Here is a 24,779-nt window from a genome sequence, read left to right on the forward strand (position 1 = left end):
TGTGCTTACTCCTCTTCTTGTTGTGGTTGCGGTTGTGGCTCCGTTGTCACGGGCTCACGCAGTTGAATTTGGAATTTAGCGCGCAAGAAGTACTTAGGATCGGCCTCTACACGTTTTAACCACTTATCCGCCAGTTCTTGGCTGCCAAGGATTTCGTTCGCATTGAGTTTCTCTTTCAGCATTAATTCAGCAGCGGTTTTTTCGTCTGCCCCATCAGCCGTTTGCGGGTTGTCACCCAGTTCAAATGACTCTTCGGGTCCATCCGTTGTCCCCGCTTGGCTTTCACTGGTGCGGTTAATCTCTTCAACAATGCCGCCGATGACTTTTAGGTTATGTTCAACGTCTGGTCGCAATTGATCGCTCAAGGTGTCTTTGTCTGCCAGTGCTTGCAACAAATTACGCGCGGCCAAATATTCACGTTGACGCGCCAACGCACTCGCAGCGTTGTACAACCCATGGTCTTTTACCGCATCTGATGGATCGTTTTGCATCTCCAAGAAAGCCGTATGAGCCAGTTTGTATTCGCCTGCGTAGTAATAAGCCGTCCCTTTACGCAACGGTTCCGTAAAGTGCTTTGCTGCCTCAAGGTATTCGTTTTTGTTGAACAAACGCTGTCCTTGCTGATTTGGGGTGAGCCATAAATCCCACCACCATTGAGACGCTTTATCCCAGACGGTTACCTCTTGCACCACTTCAGGTTTGTCCGCTTTGAGCGAGACGGTTTCCGCCATGGCTTTTGGCGTCATAAACAAAGACGTTGATACCATCGCCACCACACACCATTGCACTAACCAGCCTTTGCGGAACCAAAGCATCATAATGAGAGCAATTGGGAACAGCAGTTGATAGCCCATATCTTTCCAAGGCATGGATGATTCGCCATTGAGTTGCATGTTTCGCTCAACAAAACGATTCAGCTTCTCAATGTCGCTGCTATCTACCGTCACTTCAACAAGGCGTCCACCTGTCGCGCTGGCAAGATTGTTTAACGAGTCCAAATCGACCGGGTTGTTAGAAACAATGTCCGAGTTACCCGCAGCCAAGATAAGCAATTGATAAGGCTTGTCTGCAAAGTAGTTTTTGTAAACGGTAATGGTTGCAGGGTTGACGCCATCTGTAACCAACAGAACCGTAGAACCCGGTTGGCCTTGTAATTGTTGGTCAATCAAAGGTAACGCCGTTTCAGCAAATTTACCTTCAACTGGCATGATTTCTGGCGTTATCGCCGCTAGAAACGGTTCGAATACTTTGCTGTCCTGCGTCACAGGCATTGCGACATGAGCAGAACCCGCATAGACAACCAACCCAGTGCTACCACCTTTTCGTGCAGCCAAGAGGTCACGGATCTTTTGCTTAGAGCGTTCCAAACGGCTTGGCGGAAGGTCTTCTTGCAACATTGAATCGTTGTTGTCTAATACCACCAGCATAGACGCTTTATCTTCGCCAAACGGTGAAGCTTGGCGCTCCCAAGAAGGTCCGGCACAGATGATGATGGCAATCGCTACTATCACCATAAGTAGCTTGAGCGGCAGTTGTTTTCGCCAACCATAGTCGCCAATCGTTAAGGCTTTACGTAAATGCTCAGGAAGAATGTCTTTCCAGCTTGGTTTGGATTCTTCTCGCCACCTTAACCAAAGCAAAAGAAACATCGGGATGAACGCTAATAGCCACATTGGACGAATGAAATGGAACTGTGTGACAAACTGTTCTAGCCCCATACTAGAGAAAGGAGAATCAAACATGGTGCTCTCCTTCTACGTTGTCTGCTTGTGCAAAACCTTCACTGTTCACTGATAGTCGACGACGCTTAAATGTCGCCAACGAGAACGCGGTTAAGTACATCGCAACCACCAAAGCCATTAAGTAATGATGCAAACTTTGCTTAGGACGGTAAGTGGTACTCTCATACAGTTGGGGCTCTAACTTACCAATCTCATCATAGGCTTTAGCAAGTTCGTCACGGTTGAGTGCTTCAAACGCCTCACCACCGGACTCTTTGGCAACACGTTTGATCGTATTCATATCTAGTGCAGTTTCACCCACGGTTTGTGGATCACCCATTGCAATCACGTGGATGCGTACATCTTTGGCTTTCGCGACTTTCGCCGCATCAATCGGTTCAACGAAGCTTCCGGTATCATTACCATCCGTTAGAACAATGGCGACTTTCTCTTTGCTATCTTCTACGTCGGTACGCGACTTTTCACTTTGCTCAAACACCTTAATCGCCAAACCAATTGCATCACCTAAGTGAGTGCTTTGCCCTGCCATCGCCACATCCGTTTGGTTAAGCAACTCTAGCCACACTTTTTGATCGGGCGTGAACGGGGTTTGCACAAATGCCGCATCGCCGAACAAGATCAAACCTAAGCGGTCGCCTTTGCGCGTTTTGGCAAAGTCACTCAACACTTCTTTGGCTGCATCGAGACGAGAGATCTTTTCACCAGTTTTGGACGTGAAGTCTTGCTCTGCCATTGAGCCAGACAAATCGACGACGACCATAACATCGCGGCCTAAGCTTTCACGCACCTGTGGCTCGCCAAGTACTGTCGGCTTTGCCATTGCGATCACGACCAAAAGCCAAGAGATGATGAGCGTTGCGCGCTGCCACCAGCTCGGAGTGAGTTGGCTTGCGCCTTCTGATGGGGTTTCACCAATGGCGTCCACAAGCTGACTAAAGAACGGCACTTTGATGGCCATTTGTTTGGTGCGGTAAGCTGGGACGAGGAAATACACTACTAAAGGCAGGGGCAAGATGATGAACCAAAGCGGATGCTCAAATTCAAAACTGCTCATGCCCAGCCATGAAGCAAGAAGATCACCCATGGCGACCTCCTTTTAATGCACGCGCTTTGTAGGCAAGCGTGCGCTTTTCAATGTTGTGAGCGTTCTCATCGTGCTCTTTCACCCACTCAGTTGCGCGTTCAAGAAGTTGTAAACGCTCTGTTTTTTCCAGTTCAACACTTGGGTCAACGATACTTTGCAGCCATCGCTTCGAGACTTCGTCATCAAACATTTTATGCTTAGGATTAAGCTCATCTAACTTGCGCAGGAACGCAGTATCAAACAAGCGAGCATGAGAGCTATCAAGATGAATCAATACGATTTTCAGAATCGAGAACAGCGCGTTCGGCATGCTGACGTCATCTGGGGTCAAACGAGAAATCGCTTCAATGGCTTCTTTACGGTAACGGTTATCCCACCAATGGTGTGCCAGTCGGTAGCCGACATACATGAGTACAATCGCACCGACAATGGCAAGGATCTTCCAACCAATGGTTTGTGGCACCCAGCTGACGCTTTCTGGCACCGCGACGTCATGCAGCTCACGCAGAATATACGTGCTTGGAGGCGTGTGTAAGTCTGTCATTTATCGGCCTCCAACGAGTTTTTGGAATTGAGTAATGTGGTCACCTGTTGTATCGATTTCGATATGAGGCAGCTTTTTGATTGCCATGAGTTGTGCCAGTGATTGACGTTGTAACTGGGCTTTCTCAACCAAACTGGCGCTGGCTGCATCGACTTTGGCTTTACTGTCTAGGTTTAGCTGGTAACGACCATCACCAATCACCCATTTCACTTTCGCCAAATCTTGCGGAAGCGACTGCTCTAAAGGATCGCTTACCATCACCGCGAGAACATCGTTGTGCTGTTGAAGCTGCTTAAGGTGATCTAGGTGGTGCTCTTCGCAATCGCGCCAATCACTGATGAAAATCAGCGTGGATTGTTTTAGCTTCATCCGTTTGATGAGCTCAATCCATTTACTGAACGTCACTTTGTCTGAATCTAACGAGTCCACATTTAAGCGCTGGTTGGCTTGAGAGAGTCGTTTCAGTTGAGCGAGTAAATCGTTTTGGGAACGCTGGGCCTTGCTGTGATATAGAGCAGAGTCAGAGGCGATAACAAACCCGACTCGGTCACCATCTTTCAATACTCGCCAACCACACATAGCCGCCACTTCAGCAGCGACGACAGATTTCATGACCTCGGTAGAGGCAAAAAACATCGCACTGCGCTGATCTACACAGACAATCACATTACGATCTTTTTCTTCGGTGTAACTGCGCACATGAGGCTTGCCTGTGCGCATGGTGACTTTCCAATCTAGGTTTCGGATGTCGTCCCCTAGTTGGTAATGGCGCAGTTCTTCAAAGTTCAAACCACGTCCGCGGAACAATGAGTTATGACGACCAGAAAGCACACTGTCCGCTTTTAAGTGAGGCAGTAAGCTGAAAGATTCGGCTTGCGCTTGTAAACGCACCAAGCGTGAGTAATCGCAATACAAGCGAGGGTCGAGCCCTTGGGATTGAGGAGCAAGCGTTGGCTTTGCCATAGTCCCTCCCGCTTATCCGATTTCTACACAATCAAGCAACTCTTGCACCACACGTTGATGATCAACACCATCGGCAAGAGCATCGTAAGAAAGTGAGAAGCGATGTCCCAGTACCGATGGCACCATTGCACGCACATCATCAGGCGTTACATGGTCACGCCCTTGTAGCCACGCATAAGCGCGCGCACATTTGTCTAAAGCAATAGAGGCACGAGGACTTGAGCCGATTTCGATCCATTTTTGTAGTTGGGAATCGGCGTAACGCTCTGGTTTACGTGTCGCCATCACAAGCGCCACGATGTAGTTCTCCACTAAATCGGAAACAGTAATGTTTGGTAATTGGCGTCGCGCTTCAATAACGAGCTCTGGTTCAATGTGTTGTGGCGTCACTAATTCGCTACTGGTTTCTGAACCTAGCTCTTCGCTGCGCACCAAGCGAATAATGTCACGCTCTGCTTCATCTTCTGGGTAGTCGACGGTCACTTTCATGATGAAGCGGTCCATCTGCGCTTCTGGCAATGGGTAAGTACCCTCTTGTTCAACTGGGTTTTGCGTTGCAAGCACCATAAACAACTCAGGCAAGACGTGCGTCTTATCACCCACCGTAATCGTACCTTCTGCCATCGCTTCTAGCAGTGCAGCTTGTACTTTTGCTGGCGCACGATTCACTTCATCCGCCAACACAATGCTGTTGAAGATTGGTCCCGGTTGGAAGTGGAGTTGAGGCTTACCATCCAACTCTTGGTACACTTCGGTACCTGTTACGTCTGAAGGTAATAAGTCGGGAGTAAACTGAATACGACCAAAGCTGGTGTTAAGTAGGTTGGCAAGTGACTTTACCGAGCGCGTTTTTGCCGTTCCCGGTAAGCCCTCTAAAAGTACGTGACCATTGGTCAGTAACCCTATCACTAAAGCCTGAACCACATGGCTTTGTCCAATGACGCTTTTTTCAGTTTGTTCGATTAATTCATTAATGGCTTGTTGTGCGTGGTTCATAGTCTACCTATTGAGTTTACGGGAGCCTGAGCGTTAAAAGTTGAGTATAAGACTGAAAGTAATAACTAAAGGTTATATTCGCTATATTCACTTGAGTTGTAAGACTTTATTAACGTAGATATACCGACCAAAATTGGCAGCGAATGGTCAAAGAACATTTTTATTCCTAGACACAAGTAGTTTAGACCAGCCTCACCATTCGGCGCGGTAAGTAGCCGATTTTTTGGGCATTCTCCCCAGCAATATTTCAAATACGGGCAATCGAGGCAGTATTGCGGCAAAGAAGACTTTTTCGCCATGCCAAAGCTGTATTGACGAGTTGAGATAGCAATTTCATTGAGAGAGCGGTCATGAATGTTTGCCAGTTGATATTCCGGATAAACGTAATGATCACAGCTAAACACATCCCCATTGTGTTCAATCGCTAGACCTTTGCCGCAGAACTCTGCGCTAACACATAACTGCGAAGGCATCCCCATCACTTGCGCGACGGCGGTTTCGAAAAGGTTGACCAAGACTCTGCCAAGATCGTTGTTCACCCATTCTTCAAATACAGCGATCAGAAACTCGCCCCACTCTTCTGCATCGACCGACCAATCCGTAACGACCGACATCAAATGCCCCGGCTTTGCTAATTCGCTGCCAAGTTTTGGAGACATGTTTTCTTTCCAGAAATGGGGAGCGGTTTGAGTGAAAGATCGAGGTTCAACACAAGGTGTGAATTGGATATAAGTGACACGGAGTTCTTGAGTAAGAAAGCGATACACTTCGAGCGGATATTTGGCGTTAAAGCGGTTTACTGTCACCAAAGCGTTGAATGACACATTATGACGCTTCATCAAGTCAACGGCTTGCATGACGCGTTGAAAGGTCGGCTTTCCACTTCGGGTTTTACGGTATTTATCGTGGATAAACTCAGGACCATCTATCGATAGACCAACCAGAAACCCATGGTCATGCAGAAACTGACACCAAGCCTCGTTCAATAAAAGACCATTGGTTTGAAGGTCGTTTTCGATACGAACGCCATGTTTAGCGTATTTGTTCTGCAGTTCGACAATCTTCTTAAAGTAATCCAAACCTAATAATGTTGGCTCACCACCCTGCCAAGAAAACACAATCTCGTCACCGTCTTGGCTTTCGATATAGCTCTTTATGAATGCCTCAAGTGTTGCATCATCCATTTTTGGTTGAGTGCCTTGATTGAGTAATTCATCTTTGTGCAGATAAAAACAGTACTGACAATCGATGTTGCATTTTGCTCCGCCCGGTTTCGCCATCACGTGAAAACGTCGTTCGACTTTATCACTATTAGATGCAAATGCCGTTTTGAGAGGAGTTAATGCCATTTGAGTGGTATGAATGTGAGTTTGTTTTTTCATAAAGAACGATCTCGAAAGCAGAAGAAAGTCAGCGCCCAAGTTGGGCGCTGTATTTAAGGACAATAACTAGGGTCTATCGACCTATGGACAAAACGTTATTTCGGAACAAACGAACCCGGAGCCATACGCGGCGGGTACTCTTTGAAAGTATCCATGACCTCTTTCACTTTCTCGATGGCAGGCATCATCAAAAACGAACGTTCGTACATCCAACGGTCGTAACCCATACCAGTATCGCCACGCTCAAATGGGTCGATACTCAAATCATAAATTTGTGGTACGCGGAGTTTGGTGAATGGTTTCTTCCAGATATCCAAGCCCGTTTCATTTTCTTGGATCATGAAGTGATATTTGTACTTACCGTAGCGCAGAGCCAACAAATCTCCGTCGTCGCTCCAGTAGACAAACTCGTTACGAGCAGACTTGTCCGTTTTCCCCGTTAGATATGGCAGCTGATTGTAGCCATCTAAGTGGACGTTGTAATTCATATCGCCCACTTTCTTACCCTTGAGTAGCTCCTCTTTGACGTTACTATTGCCCGCCGCAGCTACTAAGGTTGGTAGGAAATCTTCCAGAGACACAATGCCATTAAGCGTTGTGCCAGCTTGGATATGACCTGGCCATTTGATCAATGCAGGAACGCGAAAACCGCCTTCCCAGCCCGTGTTTTTCTCGCTGCGGAATGGCGTCATACCTGCGTCCGGCCATAAGTTGATCATTGGACCATTATCTGTGGTGTAAACAATGATGGTGTTGTCGTCGACACCAAGCTCTTTAACCTTATTGAGCAAGTGACCAATCTGATCGTCATGTTGCTTCACACCATCGGCGTAGAAGCCAGCGCCAGTTTTGCCTTTGTATTCATCAGGAACGTGCGTGAAGTTGTGCATGCGCGTCGTGTTAAACCACGTAAAGAATGGTTTGTCAGCTTTGACTTGTTTCTCGATAAACTTCTCTGCTTCATCTAAGAACTCATCATCGACTGTTTCCATACGTTTGCGGGTCAATGGACCTGTATCTTCAATCTTGCCATCCGCATAAGAATGGATCACTCCACGAGGACCGAACTTCTTCTTAAATTCAGGATCTTGTGGGTAGTCTACGTTCTCCGGCTCTTCTTCTGCATTTAAGTGGTAAAGGTTACCAAAGAACTCGTCAAAACCGTGGTTGGTTGGCAAGTGTTCGTCACGGTCACCTAGATGGTTCTTACCAAATTGACCCGTTGCGTAACCAAGGTCACGTAACAATGTCGCTATAGTTGGATCTTTCTCAGAAATCCCCTCTTTCGCTCCCGGCAAACCAACTTTAGACAAGCCAGTACGCTTTGGCATTTGTCCCGTAATGAACGCCGAACGACCTGCGGTTGAGCTTTGCTGAGCGTAGAAGTTCGTAAACTTAGCGCCATCTCTAGCAATACTATCAATGTTTGGAGTGCTGTAAGCCAGCATACCGCCGTTGTAAGCACTTAAGTTCCAGTAACCGACGTCATCACCAAAGATAACGAGAATGTTGGGTTGTTCTGCTGAATAAGCGGTCGCTGATGCCGCTCCAATCGCAAGCGTGCAAGCGTTTAATACCAACTTCTTGCCGCGTTTTTTATCGTGGTTTGCCATAAAAGAGCTCCATAAATCCGTTGCTGCTAATCTTGGGGAGAAATCAGATGCCAAGATTTGATTAAGATAAAACTTGTAATTTGACGGATAAATAGAGTTCAGATACGTTAACACATAAATTCAGTTTATGGATAAGAAGATGGACTTAAACTTGATTCAGACTTTTTTGGTTGTCGCTGAGTACCAGTCATACACCAAAGCAGCAGACCATTTAGGAGTTACACAGCCTGCTGTTAGCGCCTCAATAAAGCGACTAGAGCAAGTAGTAGGCAAGCAGCTGTTTGTGAAACAAGGTCGTGGTATTGCACCAACCTCGACTGCCTATCAATTGATGCCGCAGTTTCGCCAAGCCGTAAGTATTGTCGACAACGCCATTTCTGAACGTACCTCTTTTCAAGTTTGCTGCTCCGAAACCTTGCTCCATAGCTTAAATCCAATTGAGAACGTGGTATTCCACGAATCTCCACCGGAAAAATACTTACTTTTTGAACAGATTCGCCAACAGAAAATGGACTTGGTGATTGATACTATCATCACTAAGGACTCCTCATTCGTGATAGAAACGGCTTACGACGAGCCCGCCATGGTGATCTGTCGCCAAAGCCACCCTAGGATTCAAGGTTCGCTCAGCAAAGAAGCCTTCTATCATGAGAATCACTGCATGTTTTCAGGAAAATGGAATAACACATCCGGTTTTGAACAGTTGGCAAAAGAGCCGATTCAGGAGCGAAATGTCGAGATCGTGACGTCATCATTAGCAGGTATGGCAATGTATGTAGCACAACGTGATTGCCTCGGTGTCGTGTCACGCTCGTTTGCGATGAAATGGAGTAAAGCACTTAAATTACAAGTGCTTGATTGTCCAATAGAAATAGAGCGTATTCCTTATAAATTTGTCTACCATAAGCGCGACGAGCACAACCCTGCCCATCAACGCTTAAGAGAACAAATTCAACATCAGTTGGAGTCTACCAATCCAGCACCTATTGATTTATAGAGGCTCTCAAGCGTTGAACAACCTCCGCTGGAGCCACTTCTGCAAGCTGCTTAACACATTGTTCAAAAGCAAAAGCTACGGCCCCTTGTTTATAGTTGCGCGCTAACACTTCACACTCGGCGTACAAATGCTGCGGATTTCCACCCACTTGGTAGGCTGTGCTCAGTGCTTTGCTTGCCGCGAGTATGTCACTCTTCTCTAACGCCAAGCCATACACATACCAATACTGCGGGTTGTGTTCTGCGGTTTCAGCCGCTTGTTTCAAATATTGGTTTGCCTTAACGCCATCTCCAACACGAAGCCATGCCAAACCAGCGCTGTAAGGCAAAGCACTCGATTTAGGTTGCGCTTCAATCCCTGCCATCAAGGTTTCTAGTGCTTTTCTGTCGTTACCTTGTGTACGGTACAAATCCGCTAAGTTGGCGTAGCTGTTTTCAAAGTAAGGCTCTATTTCAATGGCTTTTTGATAAGACGCAATGGCTTTACCTGTTTCCCCAAGATCTCGATAGACATTTGCTAGGTTGGTTCGTCCAAAACCTCGATCCGCATTGAAACGCTGGATTGCCATGTAGTCTTCCAACGGCTGTTTGATCTTGTCGCGTTGCAGCGGATTCATTTCTGGATAATGACGAACCAAAGCAGCCGCGGCTTCAGCGCGAACGGACAATACTGGGTCAGTTAGTAATGGTTCGAGAATTCGCCAACGATCGCTAAATTCATAACCAGAAGAACCAGCAACGGCACCCAAACGGATCATATCGCTTTCATGTTTTACTGCCCTCGCTAATGAAACCAAAGTGTTCTGTCCAGCATTGCCACCCATACGTTCTAAAGCAGACGCACGAATAATATCGCTTAACGATGCGTCTTGAGCCGAATATGCTAATGCATCAGGCGCACCACGATGACCAATAGAATCCGCGTAAAATGCGACTGCGAAGTGTTGTTGATTTCGGTATTTTGAATTCGGGAACCATTCGCCTATTTTCTTATCCGCCCACTGATTGGTTTCGTCTTCATGACAAGACATACAGACGTTTGGCGTATTAATATGCATACTCAAATCTGGGCGCGGCACATGCCAACTGTGATCACGACGCGGGTCCACTTGCATGTAAGTCGTTTCTGGCATGTGACAAGTTGTGCATTGCGATGCCTCAGTATTTGCCTCATGGAAAGTGTGATTTTCCGGCATGTAGTCAGACGCAATATGGCACTGAGCACAAACCGCTTCTTCTGGGATCTTCAACTCTGCGGTATGCGGATCATGGCAGTTAGTACAAGTAACGCCTTTTTCTGCCATGGCAGATTGCAAAAATGAACCGTAGACGTAATCTTCGTCATAGATTTGACCATCGTGATAATAGAGCTCTGGTGTGATTAAGCTAAGACGATATTTATCTAGGAACGAACCTTTTACGTGATCTTCAGTTTCGTTGAGCTGCGTACGACGACTATGGCACTGCGCGCACGTTTGAACTTGGTGCGTCATCGCTATTTCTTTTGGCTGGAGCGTACTGTGCCCTTCTTCGTAGACCCATTCTTTTACAGCCAGACCTAAATCTCGATCAAAACCATAGTGATTCGCTGAGACGATGGTATTTCCAGATTTTTCCGCTTGTTTGGCAAGCTCTACATGTTCGCTGGCAGGACCATGGCACGCTTCACAACCCACATTGATCTCAGACCACGTGGTTGAATACGTATTGGTTTTGGCGTCGTAGTTCTTTTCTAGATTCGTTGAGTGGCAATCGGCACACATGAAGTTCCAATTTTGCCCCGTATTCGTCCAGTAGAATTCATCTTTTGGCGTGGTATCTGGATATAGGTGAAACCAGCGCTGACCACCTTGTTGCTTGGTTCTCGAATCCCATGCAAAAGGAATGAGCTGGACTCGTCCATCTTCAAACTCCACCATGTATTGTTGAAGCGGTTCCCACGCAAAGGTGTAGCTAATTTTGTAGTCGTGCCACTCTCCGTCTGGACCTTGGATATTGACCCAATACTCGTCCCCTTTTCGATAAAAACGGTTTGGCTTTCCTTCGAATGTAAATGTGTGCTCGTTAAAATCACCCAATACGGACTGTGTATCAGCATGCCTCATCGCCATATCATGATGAGATCCTTGCCACGCTTTGGTTTCTTTTTGGTGGCAATCTACGCAAGCTTCACTGCCTACGTAAGTTAGCGTTGATGATTCGGTTGATTGCGGCGTTTCCTGCGCAAACAGAGAAAAACTGACGAGCGCTGCAAGACCAATTAAGGTCTGCTTCCAACTTGCCCACTGAGTCATAACTGTCCTTGTGTGATTCTTTTTATTCTCTGATCAAAGATAGAAGTGTTTTTTCTTTTTAGACAAGCAATTACATAGGTTTTAAGAAAAACTCAAACGAGGCGCAAAAAAAGAGGCTCCGAAGAGCCCCACATTTGGTTGCAATCAATCTATTTATTGTGACTTTCTTGCAGTTTCTCCATCACCTGATCAAGTGAGAAGCTCGCAGCTTTCTGCCTTGGAGGAAATTCTTGGAATGTTTCTAAGAACTTGCCCACATAAGCCTGTGCAGGAACAAGCATGTACGCATGGTCGATCAACCAATCGTAATACGTGTTCGACGTAATATCTGCGACTTCGTATGGGTCCATGCGTAGATTGAAGATCTTAGGCACACGCAACGGTGTAAACGGTTCAGCCCAAATTTGCAACGTACCTTTCGCGCGCTGCTCTAGGAATACAATCTTCCAGTTGCGGAAACGCAGTGAACTCAAATCACCATCGTCTGTAAAGTAGAAGATTTCTTCACGTGGCCCTTTGTCCTCTTTACCAGTTAGGTAAGGCAGGAAGTTGTAACCATCAAGATGGTTTTTGAACGTCTTACCTCCTGCTTTATAGCCTTTCAGGAGTTTCTCTTTGATTTGATCATCGCCTGCTGCCGCTAGGAATGTTGGCATCCAGTCCATATGATGCATGATCTCGTTAGACACGCTTCCCGGCTCAATTTTACCCGGCCAACGAACCATCGCGGGAACGCGGAATGCCCCTTCCCAGTTGGTGTTTTTCTCACCACGGAATGGGGTTGTACCTGCATCTGGCCACGAGTTCATGTGTGGGCCGTTATCGGTGGAGTAAAATACAATGGTGTTGTCTTGAATTCCTAGGTCATCCACTTTCTTCAAAAGCTGACCAACGTGGTTATCGTGCTCAACCATACCGTCGGCATAGAAGCTGATGCCAGTTTTACCTAGATTGCCTTCTTTGACGTGAGTACGGAAGTGCATACGAGTTGCGTTCCACCAGACGAAAAACGGCTTGTCTGCTTTCACCGCACGATCCATAAAATCAAGCGCCGCGTCTAACGTTTCTTCATCTACCGTTTCCATACGCTTGCGCGTTAGAGGCCCGGTATCTTCGATTTTGCCGTCAGCGAAGGATTTAATAACACCGCGAGGACCGAATTTCTTACGGAATTCTGGGTCTTTCGGGTAATCCACATTCTCTGGTTCTTCCTCGGCGTTCAAGTGATAAAGGTTGCCAAAAAATTCGTCGAAGCCGTGGTTAGTTGGAAGGTGTTCATCTTTATCGCCTAAGTGATTTTTACCGAACTGCCCCGTCATGTAGCCGAGTGGTTTGAGCATTTCTGCAATTGTCGCATCTTCTGCTTGCAAGCCTAGGTCAGCCCCCGGAAGGCCTACCTTACTCAAGCCCGTTCGCAGTACTGTTTGACCAGTAATAAAGGTGGAACGGCCCGCGGTACAAGATTGCTCACCATAATAGTCGGTGAACATCATGCCTTCTTTTGCGATTCTATCTATGTTTGGGGTTTTGTAGCCCATGAGGCCGAACGTATAGGCGCTGATATTCGACTGTCCAATATCATCACCCCAGATAACCAGAATGTTCGGTTTTTCTGCTGCGATACTGCTACTTGTCGCGCCGATAAAAGCAGCGGCAAGAATCGCTAATCGGCGTTTAACGCCATAATTCGCTGTCATATAAACCTCTGTCTGTATTAGAAAAGTGCATCCTGCACACAAACATATAGTTCACAAATTAGACTAATGCGAATCCAATAGCATAAATCAACTTGGACTAAAACTAAGGTCGATAGACACTCATTGTAAACAAGATTAACGTGACCCAAGTCTCGCTTCAGTTTTCCACACAAAGCGAAAGGTTTGAATATTAGACTTATAAAACAATGAGTTAATTACCTGCATAACTTATGGTTATAAACACTATAAAGCGACATTCTTCAATTGCATCATTAACTTAATAGCCAACGAAGCGTAGGTAGTACCTGTGCTTCTCTTCCAACTTTCAACCAATTTGGAGTTTTTATGGCTAACCAAATGAGCAAGCTGGCTGTCGGTCTCGGCGTACTGGCAACCTCAAGCGCAGCAGTGGCGGCAGACAAACCAAACATCCTTGCGATTTTTGGTGATGACGTTGGTTACTGGAACATCAGTGCGTACAACCAAGGTATGATGGGTTACGAAACCCCGAATATCGACCGTATCGCAAACGAAGGTGCACTATTCACTGATCACTACGGTCAGCAATCTTGTACTGCCGGCCGTGCATCATTCATCACAGGCCAAGAACCGTTCCGTACTGGCTTGCTTACAATCGGTATGCCAGGCTCAACTCATGGTATTCCAGACTGGGCACCAACCATTGCCGACCTTCTAAAAGGGCAAGGCTACATGACAGCTCAGTTCGGTAAGAACCACTTGGGTGACCAAGACCAACACTTACCAACTAATCATGGTTTCGACGAGTTCTTTGGTAACCTTTACCACCTAAACGCTGAAGAAGAACCAGAAACATACTACTACCCGAAAGACCCTGAGTTTCGTAAAAACTACGGTCCTCGTGGTGTAATCAAGTCATTTGCTGACGGTAAGATCGAAGACACTGGCCCAATGACGCGCAAGCGTATGGAGCATGCGGATGAAGAGTTCCTAGAAACGTCATTGGCGTTCATGGAAAAAGCCGTAAAAGCAGACAAGCCTTTCTTCATCTGGCACAACACCACCCGTATGCACGTTTGGACTCGTCTACAAGAAAAGTACCAAGGTAAATCTGGTATCAGTATCTACGCGGATGGCATGCTAGAGCATGATGATCAAGTGGGTGTTCTACTGGATAAATTAGATGAGCTAGGTGTCGCTGACAACACTATCGTGATCTACTCAACCGATAACGGTGCTGAGACCGTATCTTGGCCTGACGGCGGTGCAACACCTTTCCACGGTGAAAAAGGTACCACTTGGGAAGGCGGCATGCGCGTTCCTCAGCTTGTTCGTTGGCCTGGTGTAATCGAACCAGGTACTAAGATCAACGAAATGATGGCGCACCAAGACTGGTTACCAACACTGATGGCAGCAGCAGGCGTTCCTGACGTGAAAGAGAAACTGGCTAAAGGCTACCAGGCAAACGGCAAAGACTGGCGCGTACATATTGATGGCTACAACTTCATGCCTTACTTCCAAGGTAAAGAAGAGAAAGGTCCACGTGAATCGCTACTGTACTTCACAGCAAACGGCGAGCTCAACGCAGTTCGCTGGAACGATTGGAAACTGCACTTCGCTACACTAGAAGGTAACATCACGGATGCGGTTCGTTTCGCTCCAAACTGGCCGAAGATCATCCACCTACGTGCTGACCCATTCGAGAAAGCGCCACACGAATCTGGTATGTACTTACGCTGGATGGCAGACAACATGTGGTTGTTCGTACCTATCCAAGACGTGCTAGGTGAGTTCTTCAAGACACTACCGGATTACCCAATGCAGCAAGGTCAAATGATGAACCCTGCATCAATTAGCTACCAATCTCTTGGCCTACAAGGGAAAATGAAACAGCTAGAACAACTTCAGCAAGAAGTTAAGAAAATGAAATAGTTTCTTTTGCTACTACCGAAAAAACCCACCAGCCTTGGTGGGTTTTCTTTTTGTTCACTTTTCATCCACTCGCCGCTTTTTATTTACTAATTAACCGTCCTAAATCACACGTTCGCATCACTTCCCTCTCCGATAACGAAACTTCTAATTAGGTCGCACTTTGACGCTCTATTCCTAATAACTGATAGCTTTCTCATTCAGCACATTGATTTTCATCAGTTGATTTTTGATAATAGTTCGCATTATCAAATAATGAGTAATGCATCAACATGTTCAGTCCAACGTCAGCCGCTAGCACTTTTCATCAAAACTGGTCGTCTAGTGCTCCCTCAACTGCTCCTTCTATTTTGTTAGTTGAAGATGATCCCGACCTCAACCTTCAACTCACAGAACTACTCAAGGAGCAAGGTTACAGCGTGAGTTCTATGTACAGTGGTGACGATGGAGTAAGCGCATTTCATCAACAAACGTTCGACTTGGTGATTTTAGATGTGAACCTACCTAACCTTGATGGATTTGAAGTGCTCAATGTGATTCGATCGCAGTCGCAAACCCCCGTTGTCATGCTCACCGCTTACGGTGCGGAAGAATATCGGATTCAAGGTCTTAAATGTGGTGCTGATGATTACATTACTAAACCCTGTAACTTCACCGAGGTTAGCTTACGTGTTGAAGCGATACTGCGCCGAACCCAACTGATTCAACAACCTAACTCTGCTACAAAACTCAGTGATAGAGAGCTTCTTCTCAGTAAGCAGACGCATTCCGTTACGCTTCATTACCGCCCAGAAATGGAACCTGTTCAACTCACACCGATTCAGTTCAAGTTACTTTGGACTTTAATCGAACATCGCGGTGAAGTGTTAAGTAAACCCTTTCTCTATCAAACCGTTCTAGAGCGTCAGTTCAGTCAATACGACCGTGCTCTTGATATGCACTTAAGCCGAGTACGCAAGCGCCTCATCGCAGAAGGCATGTCTAACGACCGCATCCAAACCGTTCATGGCAAGGGATACATTTTTAAATGAAAAAAATGCTGTTTTGGCGGCTATTTATCGTCTTATCCCTTGGAGTGGTGATCTTTTTCTCTCTGATTCATAGTGCTGCCATCCTCTCTAACGAGAAAATGAGCTATTTAAAGAAGTCTCATCGTCAACAAATTTTAGATTGGGGCAATACCGCACAAACCTTCATTGACCAACAAGATTGGCACGGACTTGATGTTTGGCTGGAAGAGCTTGCTATCAAAGAATCAACTTGGGCAACCGTGTTGCAATCCCATCTTGACGTGAAAGGAGGGAACCCGCTCAACCAACGTTTTTGGCAAGGTTATGGAATTGGTCGAAGTGTAGAGTGGAAGATTCACCTCGATTTCCCAGATAACCCAATTATGGAGGTCCCACTCTCTCCATTCGGGTACCATTTTTTGATTCTATTACCTGATCGAATGCGACCGGGAACCTACATGTCTCATGCGTTTTGGCTGTTTCGCTTTGTTATTCCCTTTCTTTCTCTGCTAGCACTGACTGTGTATTTGTACCGATATGTTATGCGCCCTTTGCAGCAATTTCATCTTGCCAGCCAAGCCTTCAGTCAGGGCGATTACTCTGCTCGTATTGGGCATACAATGAAACTAGGCGACGACGAGATTAGCCAAGTCGCTCGTACTTTCGACAAAATGGCGGAACGAACGTCAGGTGTGATTCAACACAACCGCAACCTGATCGCAGACATGTCACACGAGATACGTACCCCACTCGCTCGAATTGAGATGGCAATTGATTGCGTAGATAAAAATATCGAACGTGAGCAGATGTTAGAGCGAATCAAAAGCGATACTAAAAAAATGCGAGCGACCGCCGAAGACACACTGACCCTTGCATGGATTGAAAATGAGCAACCAAACTTAAGAACCGAGTCGTTTGATCTCGCCGAGCTGATTGAAATCATCGTAGAAGATGCGCGTTTTGAATACCCGGATAAACAGGTTTCATTGCTGCAAGAGCATTCTCTTCCTCTACAAGACTCAAACCAAATGGCGCTGAGCCAATCTTTGGAGAACATCATTCGTAACGGTCTGCGATACACGCAAACAAAAGAAACGTTAGACATTCGCGTTCTCACCAAATCCAATCATTATCAAATCTTGATTAGCGACTCTGGTCCGGGTATCGACCCTAGTCTGTATCAACAAATCTTCAAACCCTTCTTCAAGGCGAATAACCAAGTCACATCCCGAAAAGGCTTTGGGGTTGGTCTCGCACTCGCTAAACGCCATATCGAAGCAGTAGGCGGCAAGGTTATCGCTTACAACGCAGAAGAAAAGGGATTGACGATGGATATTTCAGTACCTAAACGACGCTAATTCCGGCTCCTCAAAAGGATTGTAACAGTTGTAAAATTCGTTTACTCAAAGAGGAAGAATCACCAAAATCTCACTCGATAATAATTCTCATTAACAATGGAGGTTACGGTGTCTGCTTCAACCGTATTTAAGCTAAGCCCACTCACCATCGCGCTTGTGGTTGCATCACAATCAGCGTTCGCCAAGGATGACATTGAAGTGATGGAGGTGCTAGGACACACCCCGGAAGGAATCGATATTACGATAGACTCCGACCAGCTCGCCAAATCACAAGCTCAAGATTTGAATGACATTTTCCGTAAAGATGCAGAAGTGAGCGTCGGTGGCTCTTCTGGTGTTTCTCAAAAGATCTATGTCCGCGGCCTGGAAGATACAATGTTGAATGTATCTATCGACGGTGCAGAGCAATCCGGCAACCTATTCCACCATCAAGGTCGACTCTCTATTGAACCTGAACTTCTCAAGCAAGTTGATGTGAGTGCAGGTACAGGTCGTGCAACAGACGGACCAGGTGCACTCGGTGGCGCGATTAAGTTCACCACTAAAGATGCACACGATCTCCTTGCCGCAGGTGAAACCTATGGTGCGATGCTAAAAGGCGGTTATTACACCAATAATGAGGGTTACAAGGTTTCAGCAAGTTTATACGGAGAAGTCGCTGATCAGCTTGGTCTTCTGGCTTCATTTGGTTACGTCGACGGCGATAACATCGAAGACGGTAAAGGTCAGGAACAACCCTACACAGCGTTAGAGCAACAAATTGCGCTTCTAAAGCTTTCTGGTCAGTTGAATGACGAACATTACTTATCTATCAGTTACGATTACCGCAATGATGATGGTCGACGTTTAAATCGCCCTCACTTCCAGCCAAGCTTTAAAAATGCGCCTCTCGATCAAGAAACCGATCGTTCTACTTTTACTCTGAATCACAAATACGCAGCAAGCGAATTGTTTAATTTAGACACCACGCTCTACTACACCGATAGTCGCTTAGCTCATAAAGATCACCCCCGCTGGGGCACCAGTGATGGTTCGATCCAGACTACTGGTATAAAGATATTCAACACGAGTAAATTGACTGACCACACTTTGTTCTATGGCTTGGATTACAAGAAAGACAAATCGGAATTTGAAACCAACTACGATGGTAAAAAGGATGATGAAGAAAAAGGCACAGCCTATGGTCTGTTTGTCCAAGATGATTGGATGCTAACAGAAACCATCATCCTTACCGCGGGAGCTCGTTATGACTGGTATGAGCTTACTGATAACATGGATCAAGATTTTGATTCGAGCGGCTTTAGCCCTAACGTGAGTATTAATTACTATGCGTTGGAAGGTTTGAACCTATTTGCTAGTTATGCAGAAGCGTTCCGTGGTCAACAAATCAAAGAACTGTTTGTTATCGACTACCGCGAAAACGACCCAAATCGTAAGCCTGAAGAAGCACGTAACCTAGAGCTGGGGGCAAATTACCAATACAATGATTTCTTTGCTGGCGTCACCTTCTTCGATAGCACCATCAAAGACGTGGTAACAAACCAAGGTGCGGTTTACACCAATGTGGGTGATTTAGATAACCAAGGTATTACCGCTTACTTAGGTTATGCGATTGCTGATGTGTCTGCCCGATTGAGTTACAACCAATCCCGTCCAGAGCTAAACGGTACTCCGCTTTCAGATGAAGACTCTACATTAGGAACATCGATTGGTGATACTTGGGTGCTTGATCTGATCTACCAACCAATGGAAACCCTTGAGTTTGGCTGGAACGCACGATTTGTTGAACGCTTGACCGGTGTAGCGGATCCAACCGTTCACCCAGAAAAGCCAGGCTATGGTGTGCACGATGTTTACGCATACTGGATGCCGCTCACTGATGAAGAACTGTCCTTAACCCTATCGGTGAAGAACATCTTTGATAAGTACTACTTCGACCATGCCTCATACATGGCATACATCGGAAGCCCAGTAGCACAAGGTTATGCGAGCCCGGGGCGTGATTTCCGATTCAATATTACCTATGCATTTTAAAAGCGAAGAATAAAAAGGAGAGGTTACCCTCTTAATGCCGCTAAGATAAGTTAGCGGCATCATTTTTTTGGGTTATGAACGCGCATTCTCTTTATACGTCAAGATAGGGTCACCCAGATTTATAGACCTGATTTGAAAGGAGTACAATTAAAGGATAAGTTAGGAAACAAAGCCCAATCTAGCGGTAAACCTAACTCCATCGTCTTCTAGCTCAAAGTGCCAATCCATTCGCTCACAGATACGCTGCACAATCACTAAGCCACACCCATATCCAGCGTTGTATGTTTCATTGCCATCGTGACGATTTGTCACAACTAACTCTGTACTATCTAGCTCGATCTCGATGTCACCCACACTGTAGCTGAACGCGTTCTTAATCAGGTTATTAATCACAATGGTGACAAAGCTTTCCGGAGCATGTGCTACACCACTGGTGCTCTCTTTTAGCTGATACTCCGCACCTTGTTTAGCAAACAGAGGGGCTAGCTCTTCCAACTGTCTATTAAGGCATGAGAGCAATTCATGGTCGCCGTAATGTTGTGGCTCAATTTTCTCTTTGCCTAGTAAAAGGAACGCCTCTGTCAGCACTCGCATTTCTTCACCAGCCGACTGCATTCGTGTTATTGCTTTCTGTGCCACCCGTGGCTGCTCTGGTACCCGACTGAGAATATCAGCAGAGCCTTTGATTACCATGATTGGGGTACGCAACTCATGCGATGCAAAACGGCTGAACTCCTGCTCACGGCGAAAATAACCCGCGATTTCATTCTTACTGTCCAGTAATGTCTGTTCTATATGGCGTGTTTCACTAAAATTGGTATCCACTTCAAACATTGGCTGATCTGGCGGCATATAAGCAATTTTATCTTCAATCTTAGTCAGTGGACGAGACAGAATACGCACCATATAAACGCCATATCCCACCATGATTACTGAAAACACCCCGCCTAACAGGAAGGTAAATTGATGTAACGAGCTTTCGTATTCATCAAGATAATCATCGGAGTCATCTTGAAAAACAATGTACATCACCCCTTTTCCTGAAGGATGGTCAAACACCACAAAGTGCTTGTCTTCATCGCCTAGCAAATACTCATAAAACCCTGGGAACTTAAACGATAATAACCAACTTGGTGTGGGAGCTTCACTCCAATAGGTATCAAACTCCATTACATTAGGTAGCGGTGCATCCCAGCCCATTTTTTGGTAATTGTCTTTGTAGAGTTCAACTTCAGTATCAAGCCAGTGGTGTAGACTCAATACTTCAAGCTTATTTTCAGCAACGTAAATCAATGACCAAAACAATGTAAACATTGCAAAGGTCATTAAGCCAAAGCCCCAACGGATTTTACGATATATGCTCGGATATTCTTTATGCTTTGAGTCGGTAGCCTTGTCCATGAATTGTCTCTAATCTGGAATCATCAAAACCTTTATCAAGTGCCGTTCTCAAACCATAAATATGGCTTCTTAATGCATCACTACCAGGTGGCTCATCACCCCATACGTTTTCAATAACTTCTGTACGCGATACCGCGGCAGGGGCGCGCTTAAGCAGTAATTTAAGAATGGTCGTTTGGATACGACTCAGTTTAATGTGTTTGCCCATTCGGTTAACTTCATCAGTCCTCACATCCAGCGCTATGTCCGCAAATTTTAGAGTGCCTATATCTTGCCTTGGCCCTCTATTAGCCAATGCATGAACTCTTAAGCTCAGCTCTTGCATGGCAAAAGGCTTCATCAAATAGTCATCGCCACCCGCATTAAATGCTGCCACTTTATCGTCTAAGGTATCTTTCGCAGTTAAGAATAGAATGGGTGTACCGCACAAGAATTCATGACGAAGTTTCTCGACCGTACTGATGCCATCAAGCTTCGGCATCATGATGTCCATAATGATGACATCGTAATGATTCTCTCGCATTAGATTTAGCGCCGCCTCTCCATGGTATGCGCAATCAATGGTCATTCCCTCGAGTTCCAGATAATCAGCAATGGTCTCTGAGACATTGTGATTATCGTCGACAATTAAAATTTTCATAGGGCTCACGTTTCTTCACGATCACTTCACAATACGCGCCATAAGATACAACCAAATTCATAAAGAAGCTTTCAAAAATAGGTCCAATAATGAAAAAATTAGCGCTTGTAGCAGCAGTGGGGTTGGTATTATCAGGTTGTGGTGGTTCGGGAGACAGCAGTAACTCTTCTACCCAGCCTACTGCAAAACCGAGTACCGCTATCGGTACGGTAGAGTCTGTGAACAGTGAAAACGATTCAATCACCGTAAATGGTTACACTTACCGCGTATCAGAAGTGATGTATGGCGGGAAGCAAACCAACCTGGCTTCGATTAAGCCTAATATGATGGTACAAGTCGGTTCTGGCAAAGAAAAATCCTCTAACGCACCCGTAATTGTCACACTAGAGCCAACCATGACGGGTCACATTCAGATCATTGATAAAACCACTGGCAAGTTCACCATTAACGGTTTTGAGCTCGTCTATCCAGAACTTAATAAGTCAGATATCGAAAGTGGTGACTGGGTAATGGTTTCTTCTCTACCTGCAGCGAACGACCAATATAAAGTTCTTTCAGTAGTGAAATTTGACTCCGATTTTTCTGAAAAAGATGAAATCGAAGGTCGCATTACAAGCATTGATCTCAATAAGAAAGAGTTCAAACTTGGCGCAAATGTCACCGTCGCTTATGACCGCATTGCAGACCTACAAGTAGGTCAATGGGTTGAAGCGGAAGGTTCTTTCAATGGAAATGTCTTCGATGCTTCTTATGTAGAGATTGAAAACTACAACCAATTAGCTGGTGATAATGATGTTGAAGGTATCGTTACTTGGGTAAACCAAGACCAGAGTGCATTTGAACTGAACTACCGTGGTACATTTGTAATTGATAGCAAAACCTGCTTCCAAAGTGATGATGACGCACCTTGTAATCCGTCGTTGATTTCAAACTTGGGAGTAGGTGCTGAGATTGAAGTCACCTCTGTATTGGGAACCGCAAACACACCTGTTGCAACTCACGTAGAATTTGAGAAACCAGACTGGGCAGACGATAACGATGATGACTGGAACGTTAATGAGTTTGAATGTTCTGGCTGGGTATCCAACTACAAAGTAAACGGTGTGGATAAAGCAACTTTCGATATCGACCACTGTTGGAATGACCTAAACCAAACCATAGATAACTCAAGCGTGGTCGTGAATGGCAAAACAATGTATGAAGATGGTCTGTCATTTTCAAACATCGCCAATAAACACGTAGAAGTGGAAGGTACTATCATCAACAACACTAATGTTGCACTTGAGATTGAACCTTGGGAAGCCGAGGATTAAAAAGCCACTAAGCCCAAAAACACAACCAGAAGCACTGCGCCCGTGGTGCTTCTCCCTCTTACTCGTATCAACTTTTCTTTTCAATCTTTAATACAGATACGTATGACCAAATGAGGGAATAATAATGCGTAAAATGACACTGCCTTTAATTATGCTTTTCGGCGCTTTTGCTTCAGCAAGCAGCTTTGCTGCAACAGATAACAATGATACGCCTGAGAGATTAGAATCTTTTGAGTGTACAGGCTTAGTAAACAGCTACGATGCCAGCTCCCGAACTTTTGTCCTTGCCTGTCAAAATGACCACGGGCCAGAATTCCAGACCAAAACCGTGCTGATTGATACCAACACTCAACTTGATGGTATTCAGGAAGCCAACTTAGATGGTGCAACCATTGAGGTCGATGGCGTTGTAATGAATGATCAGAATATCGCAAGAGAAATTGACCTCGCCAACGACTAATCTTCTGAAATGACAAAAGAAACCGCTTCAAAACACCACCAAGAAGGTCATCTCGGATTAATCTCAGAACGATATGAATAGGCTGGGTGAATATCGGTTTAAAATAAACAAAAAAGAGCGTCCATCTGGACGCTCTCTCATTCTTAATTCACGGTGCTTAAGCCGCTTCAGCCTGACCAATCCAATGATAATGGTGATTGGCTTTCTTTCCGACTAAACCGAGTTCGCTTAGCTCTTCAAACACCTTATCGACTTCTTCAGCTGAGAGTCTGAAATGTTTCGCTACAGCCTTCTTGGTACACGTAATTTGTTGATTCTTAAGTGATTCACTCACCTGCTCTAATAGTGTTTTTGGCTCTTCTGGCTCTAGTGAATCGTTCGCTTCAGATTCACCCTCTTCTTTAATGTGAGGCAAATATCCCGCTGGTTCTGGTTCAATGTCTTTTATAGCTTCCAGAGTAACTCCATTATAACGTCTGAAATAATGGCGGAAACGTTGTTCCTCACCAATCAAGCCAACAAAGAACGCTGCAAAAAAATCCAACAAGATCGACAAGAACACAACTAAGCCCAACTGCGCTTGTGATGATGTCGTACCAAATGCTTTTGCCAAGCTGTCAATCAAACCAATCACTGAGCCTTGTGCGACTGGAGGCAAGCTATCACGCTCTGTAGCTAATCGCTGTTGCTCTTCACGCAGCTTATTGTTTTGCTCTTGAATGCGCGCAACACCTGTTGCGATACGTTCCATCTGAATATATTTCTCAGCAGCCAAATTATTCAATTCAATCTGCTGATCTATCGAAGCGATTTGACGGTTGTACGCGTCTACTTTTGCTTGCTCTACCGATATATGACTTTGCGCTGTATTAGTCGCACTGTTAATACCACCAATACTGCCTCCAATCGAAATAGCAGCAAGTACCAGATAAAAGACTAAAGCAGTCAGGGCGCCAGAAAAATTCCTGTGTGCTCTACGCTCCCCATATTCATACCAAGCGTAGAACTTACCTGCTTCAAAGATAATTGCCAAACCGCCAAACAATGCTTGCATCATCGGGTTTTCATCAATAGACAAAAACAAGAGAAGAGAAAAAATGGTCGATGCTAAAATGGCTGCACCAGTGAACGCGTAAACACTCACCATCGCAAATCGACCTTTAGGATATCGATATCCGATTTGTTGTTCGTATTTCATTATCAGAAATTCTTATTTTTCCGCAGAGCCCTTATTTTTCGGGCGCTACGAGCGATATAAAGGTGCGAGAGAGTAACGTATCCTAAACGAAATTACTGTCATAATTCAGTAAACGAGAATCAACCGAAGATTAGTTATTCACTTTG

Annotated in this window: 19 protein-coding genes; 7 read left to right on the forward strand and 12 right to left on the reverse strand. The window is 45.5% G+C overall.

The genetic code is table 11. The features are described from left to right. Positions 1-5 precede the first annotated feature (5 nt). The 7 genes from J4N37_RS17325 to J4N37_RS17355 form a co-directional block, all read right to left on the reverse strand. On the reverse strand, positions 6-1,742 hold the full coding sequence (locus tag J4N37_RS17325; protein ID WP_252042908.1) for a VWA domain-containing protein: 1,737 nt from the start codon (positions 1,740-1,742) through the stop codon (positions 6-8). Then, positions 1,735-2,826: a vWA domain-containing protein gene (locus J4N37_RS17330; protein ID WP_252042909.1), complete on the reverse strand. Its 1,092-nt coding sequence runs from the start codon at positions 2,824-2,826 to the stop codon at positions 1,735-1,737. The genes J4N37_RS17325 and J4N37_RS17330 overlap by 8 nt, the downstream gene beginning before the upstream one ends. Further along, complete coding sequence (locus J4N37_RS17335) at positions 2,819-3,370, reverse strand: DUF4381 domain-containing protein (RefSeq protein ID WP_252042910.1); 552 nt, start codon at positions 3,368-3,370, stop codon at positions 2,819-2,821. Before J4N37_RS17335 ends, J4N37_RS17330 begins: the two co-directional genes overlap by 8 nt. After that, entirely contained in the window at positions 3,371-4,333 is a 963-nt protein-coding gene (locus J4N37_RS17340) for a DUF58 domain-containing protein (protein ID WP_252042912.1), read from the reverse strand. It lies immediately after the preceding gene. A 12-nt stretch (positions 4,334-4,345) separates the two neighbouring features. Next, entirely contained in the window at positions 4,346-5,329 is a 984-nt protein-coding gene (locus J4N37_RS17345) for an AAA family ATPase (protein WP_038896273.1), read from the reverse strand. 65 nt (positions 5,330-5,394) lie between these two features. After that, positions 5,395-6,711 (reverse strand): anaerobic sulfatase maturase, encoded by a 1,317-nt coding sequence (locus J4N37_RS17350; RefSeq protein WP_252042913.1) that lies wholly within the window; start codon positions 6,709-6,711, stop codon positions 5,395-5,397. A 95-nt stretch (positions 6,712-6,806) separates the two neighbouring features. Beyond that, positions 6,807-8,324 carry an arylsulfatase gene (locus J4N37_RS17355; RefSeq protein ID WP_005447189.1) on the reverse strand — a complete coding sequence of 506 codons (1,518 nt, stop codon included), beginning with the start codon at positions 8,322-8,324 and terminating at the stop codon, positions 6,807-6,809. Between the two features lie 127 nt (positions 8,325-8,451). Here J4N37_RS17355 and J4N37_RS17360 point away from each other — a divergent pair, with 127 nt between their 5' ends. Continuing rightward, entirely contained in the window at positions 8,452-9,321 is an 870-nt protein-coding gene (locus J4N37_RS17360) for a LysR family transcriptional regulator (protein ID WP_033001469.1), read from the forward strand. Here the strand turns inward: J4N37_RS17360 and J4N37_RS17365 are convergent. Together J4N37_RS17365 and J4N37_RS17370 are read right to left on the reverse strand one after the other, a co-directional pair. Then, positions 9,308-11,614 (reverse strand): multiheme c-type cytochrome, encoded by a 2,307-nt coding sequence (locus tag J4N37_RS17365; RefSeq protein ID WP_252042914.1) that lies wholly within the window; start codon positions 11,612-11,614, stop codon positions 9,308-9,310. The two genes, J4N37_RS17360 and J4N37_RS17365, sit on opposite strands and share 14 nt — an antisense overlap. Before the next feature lie 149 nt (positions 11,615-11,763). Further along, positions 11,764-13,311, reverse strand: coding sequence for an arylsulfatase (locus J4N37_RS17370; protein ID WP_252042915.1), 1,548 nt, complete (start codon positions 13,309-13,311; stop codon positions 11,764-11,766). Between the two features lie 345 nt (positions 13,312-13,656). On the opposite strand from J4N37_RS17370, the gene J4N37_RS17375 reads away from it, so the two are divergent. From J4N37_RS17375 to J4N37_RS17390, 4 genes are all read left to right on the forward strand, one after another. After that, positions 13,657-15,222, forward strand: a complete 1,566-nt coding sequence (locus tag J4N37_RS17375; protein ID WP_252042916.1) for an arylsulfatase — start codon at positions 13,657-13,659, stop codon at positions 15,220-15,222. A 269-nt stretch (positions 15,223-15,491) separates the two neighbouring features. Next, on the forward strand, positions 15,492-16,250 hold the full coding sequence (locus J4N37_RS17380; protein ID WP_010452223.1) for a response regulator transcription factor: 759 nt from the start codon (positions 15,492-15,494) through the stop codon (positions 16,248-16,250). Next, positions 16,247-17,587, forward strand: coding sequence for a sensor histidine kinase (locus J4N37_RS17385; RefSeq protein ID WP_252042918.1), 1,341 nt, complete (start codon positions 16,247-16,249; stop codon positions 17,585-17,587). Before J4N37_RS17380 ends, J4N37_RS17385 begins: the two co-directional genes overlap by 4 nt. Positions 17,588-17,695: 108 nt before the next feature. Further along, positions 17,696-19,621, forward strand: a complete 1,926-nt coding sequence (locus J4N37_RS17390; protein ID WP_252042919.1) for a TonB-dependent receptor domain-containing protein — start codon at positions 17,696-17,698, stop codon at positions 19,619-19,621. A gap of 159 nt (positions 19,622-19,780) precedes the next feature. Here the strand turns inward: J4N37_RS17390 and J4N37_RS17395 are convergent, their stop codons facing one another. Together J4N37_RS17395 and J4N37_RS17400 are read right to left on the reverse strand one after the other, a co-directional pair. Beyond that, positions 19,781-21,022 (reverse strand): sensor histidine kinase, encoded by a 1,242-nt coding sequence (locus tag J4N37_RS17395; RefSeq protein ID WP_252042920.1) that lies wholly within the window; start codon positions 21,020-21,022, stop codon positions 19,781-19,783. Beyond that, the gene (locus J4N37_RS17400; RefSeq protein ID WP_252042921.1) at positions 20,994-21,662 is read right to left on the reverse strand and encodes a response regulator transcription factor; all 669 of its coding nucleotides are present in this window, start codon (positions 21,660-21,662) and stop codon (positions 20,994-20,996) included. The genes J4N37_RS17395 and J4N37_RS17400 overlap by 29 nt, the downstream gene beginning before the upstream one ends. An 89-nt stretch (positions 21,663-21,751) precedes the next feature. On the opposite strand from J4N37_RS17400, the gene J4N37_RS17405 reads away from it, so the two are divergent. Beyond that, on the forward strand, positions 21,752-22,975 hold the full coding sequence (locus tag J4N37_RS17405; RefSeq protein ID WP_252042922.1) for a DUF5666 domain-containing protein: 1,224 nt from the start codon (positions 21,752-21,754) through the stop codon (positions 22,973-22,975). A gap of 124 nt (positions 22,976-23,099) precedes the next feature. Further along, positions 23,100-23,435 carry a hypothetical protein gene (locus tag J4N37_RS17410; protein WP_010452232.1) on the forward strand — a complete coding sequence of 112 codons (336 nt, stop codon included), beginning with the start codon at positions 23,100-23,102 and terminating at the stop codon, positions 23,433-23,435. Positions 23,436-23,592: 157 nt separating this feature from the next. Here J4N37_RS17410 and J4N37_RS17415 read toward each other — a convergent pair whose 3' ends face one another. Further along, the gene (locus J4N37_RS17415; RefSeq protein WP_045386964.1) at positions 23,593-24,633 is read right to left on the reverse strand and encodes a hypothetical protein; all 1,041 of its coding nucleotides are present in this window, start codon (positions 24,631-24,633) and stop codon (positions 23,593-23,595) included. Positions 24,634-24,779 lie beyond the last annotated feature (146 nt).

This window comes from Vibrio sp. SCSIO 43153 (assembly GCF_023716625.1).
GTDB lineage: Bacteria > Pseudomonadota > Gammaproteobacteria > Enterobacterales > Vibrionaceae > Vibrio > Vibrio rotiferianus.

Coding starts and splice junctions, on each gene's coding strand:
- J4N37_RS17330 (WP_252042909.1), bottom strand. CDS start 2,826: ATGGGTGATCTTCTTGCTTCATGGCTGGGCATGAGCAGTTTTGAATTT.
- J4N37_RS17365 (WP_252042914.1), bottom strand. CDS start 11,614: ATGACTCAGTGGGCAAGTTGGAAGCAGACCTTAATTGGTCTTGCAGCG.
- J4N37_RS17335 (WP_252042910.1), bottom strand. CDS start 3,370: ATGACAGACTTACACACGCCTCCAAGCACGTATATTCTGCGTGAGCTG.
- J4N37_RS17395 (WP_252042920.1), bottom strand. CDS start 21,022: ATGGACAAGGCTACCGACTCAAAGCATAAAGAATATCCGAGCATATAT.
- J4N37_RS17355 (WP_005447189.1), bottom strand. CDS start 8,324: ATGGCAAACCACGATAAAAAACGCGGCAAGAAGTTGGTATTAAACGCT.
- J4N37_RS17350 (WP_252042913.1), bottom strand. CDS start 6,711: ATGAAAAAACAAACTCACATTCATACCACTCAAATGGCATTAACTCCT.
- J4N37_RS17400 (WP_252042921.1), bottom strand. CDS start 21,662: ATGAAAATTTTAATTGTCGACGATAATCACAATGTCTCAGAGACCATT.
- J4N37_RS17385 (WP_252042918.1), top strand. CDS start 16,247: ATGAAAAAAATGCTGTTTTGGCGGCTATTTATCGTCTTATCCCTTGGA.
- J4N37_RS17405 (WP_252042922.1), top strand. CDS start 21,752: ATGAAAAAATTAGCGCTTGTAGCAGCAGTGGGGTTGGTATTATCAGGT.
- J4N37_RS17380 (WP_010452223.1), top strand. CDS start 15,492: ATGTTCAGTCCAACGTCAGCCGCTAGCACTTTTCATCAAAACTGGTCG.
- J4N37_RS17370 (WP_252042915.1), bottom strand. CDS start 13,311: ATGACAGCGAATTATGGCGTTAAACGCCGATTAGCGATTCTTGCCGCT.
- J4N37_RS17360 (WP_033001469.1), top strand. CDS start 8,452: ATGGATAAGAAGATGGACTTAAACTTGATTCAGACTTTTTTGGTTGTC.
- J4N37_RS17340 (WP_252042912.1), bottom strand. CDS start 4,333: ATGGCAAAGCCAACGCTTGCTCCTCAATCCCAAGGGCTCGACCCTCGC.
- J4N37_RS17375 (WP_252042916.1), top strand. CDS start 13,657: ATGGCTAACCAAATGAGCAAGCTGGCTGTCGGTCTCGGCGTACTGGCA.
- J4N37_RS17325 (WP_252042908.1), bottom strand. CDS start 1,742: ATGTTTGATTCTCCTTTCTCTAGTATGGGGCTAGAACAGTTTGTCACA.
- J4N37_RS17345 (WP_038896273.1), bottom strand. CDS start 5,329: ATGAACCACGCACAACAAGCCATTAATGAATTAATCGAACAAACTGAA.
- J4N37_RS17410 (WP_010452232.1), top strand. CDS start 23,100: ATGCGTAAAATGACACTGCCTTTAATTATGCTTTTCGGCGCTTTTGCT.
- J4N37_RS17415 (WP_045386964.1), bottom strand. CDS start 24,633: ATGAAATACGAACAACAAATCGGATATCGATATCCTAAAGGTCGATTT.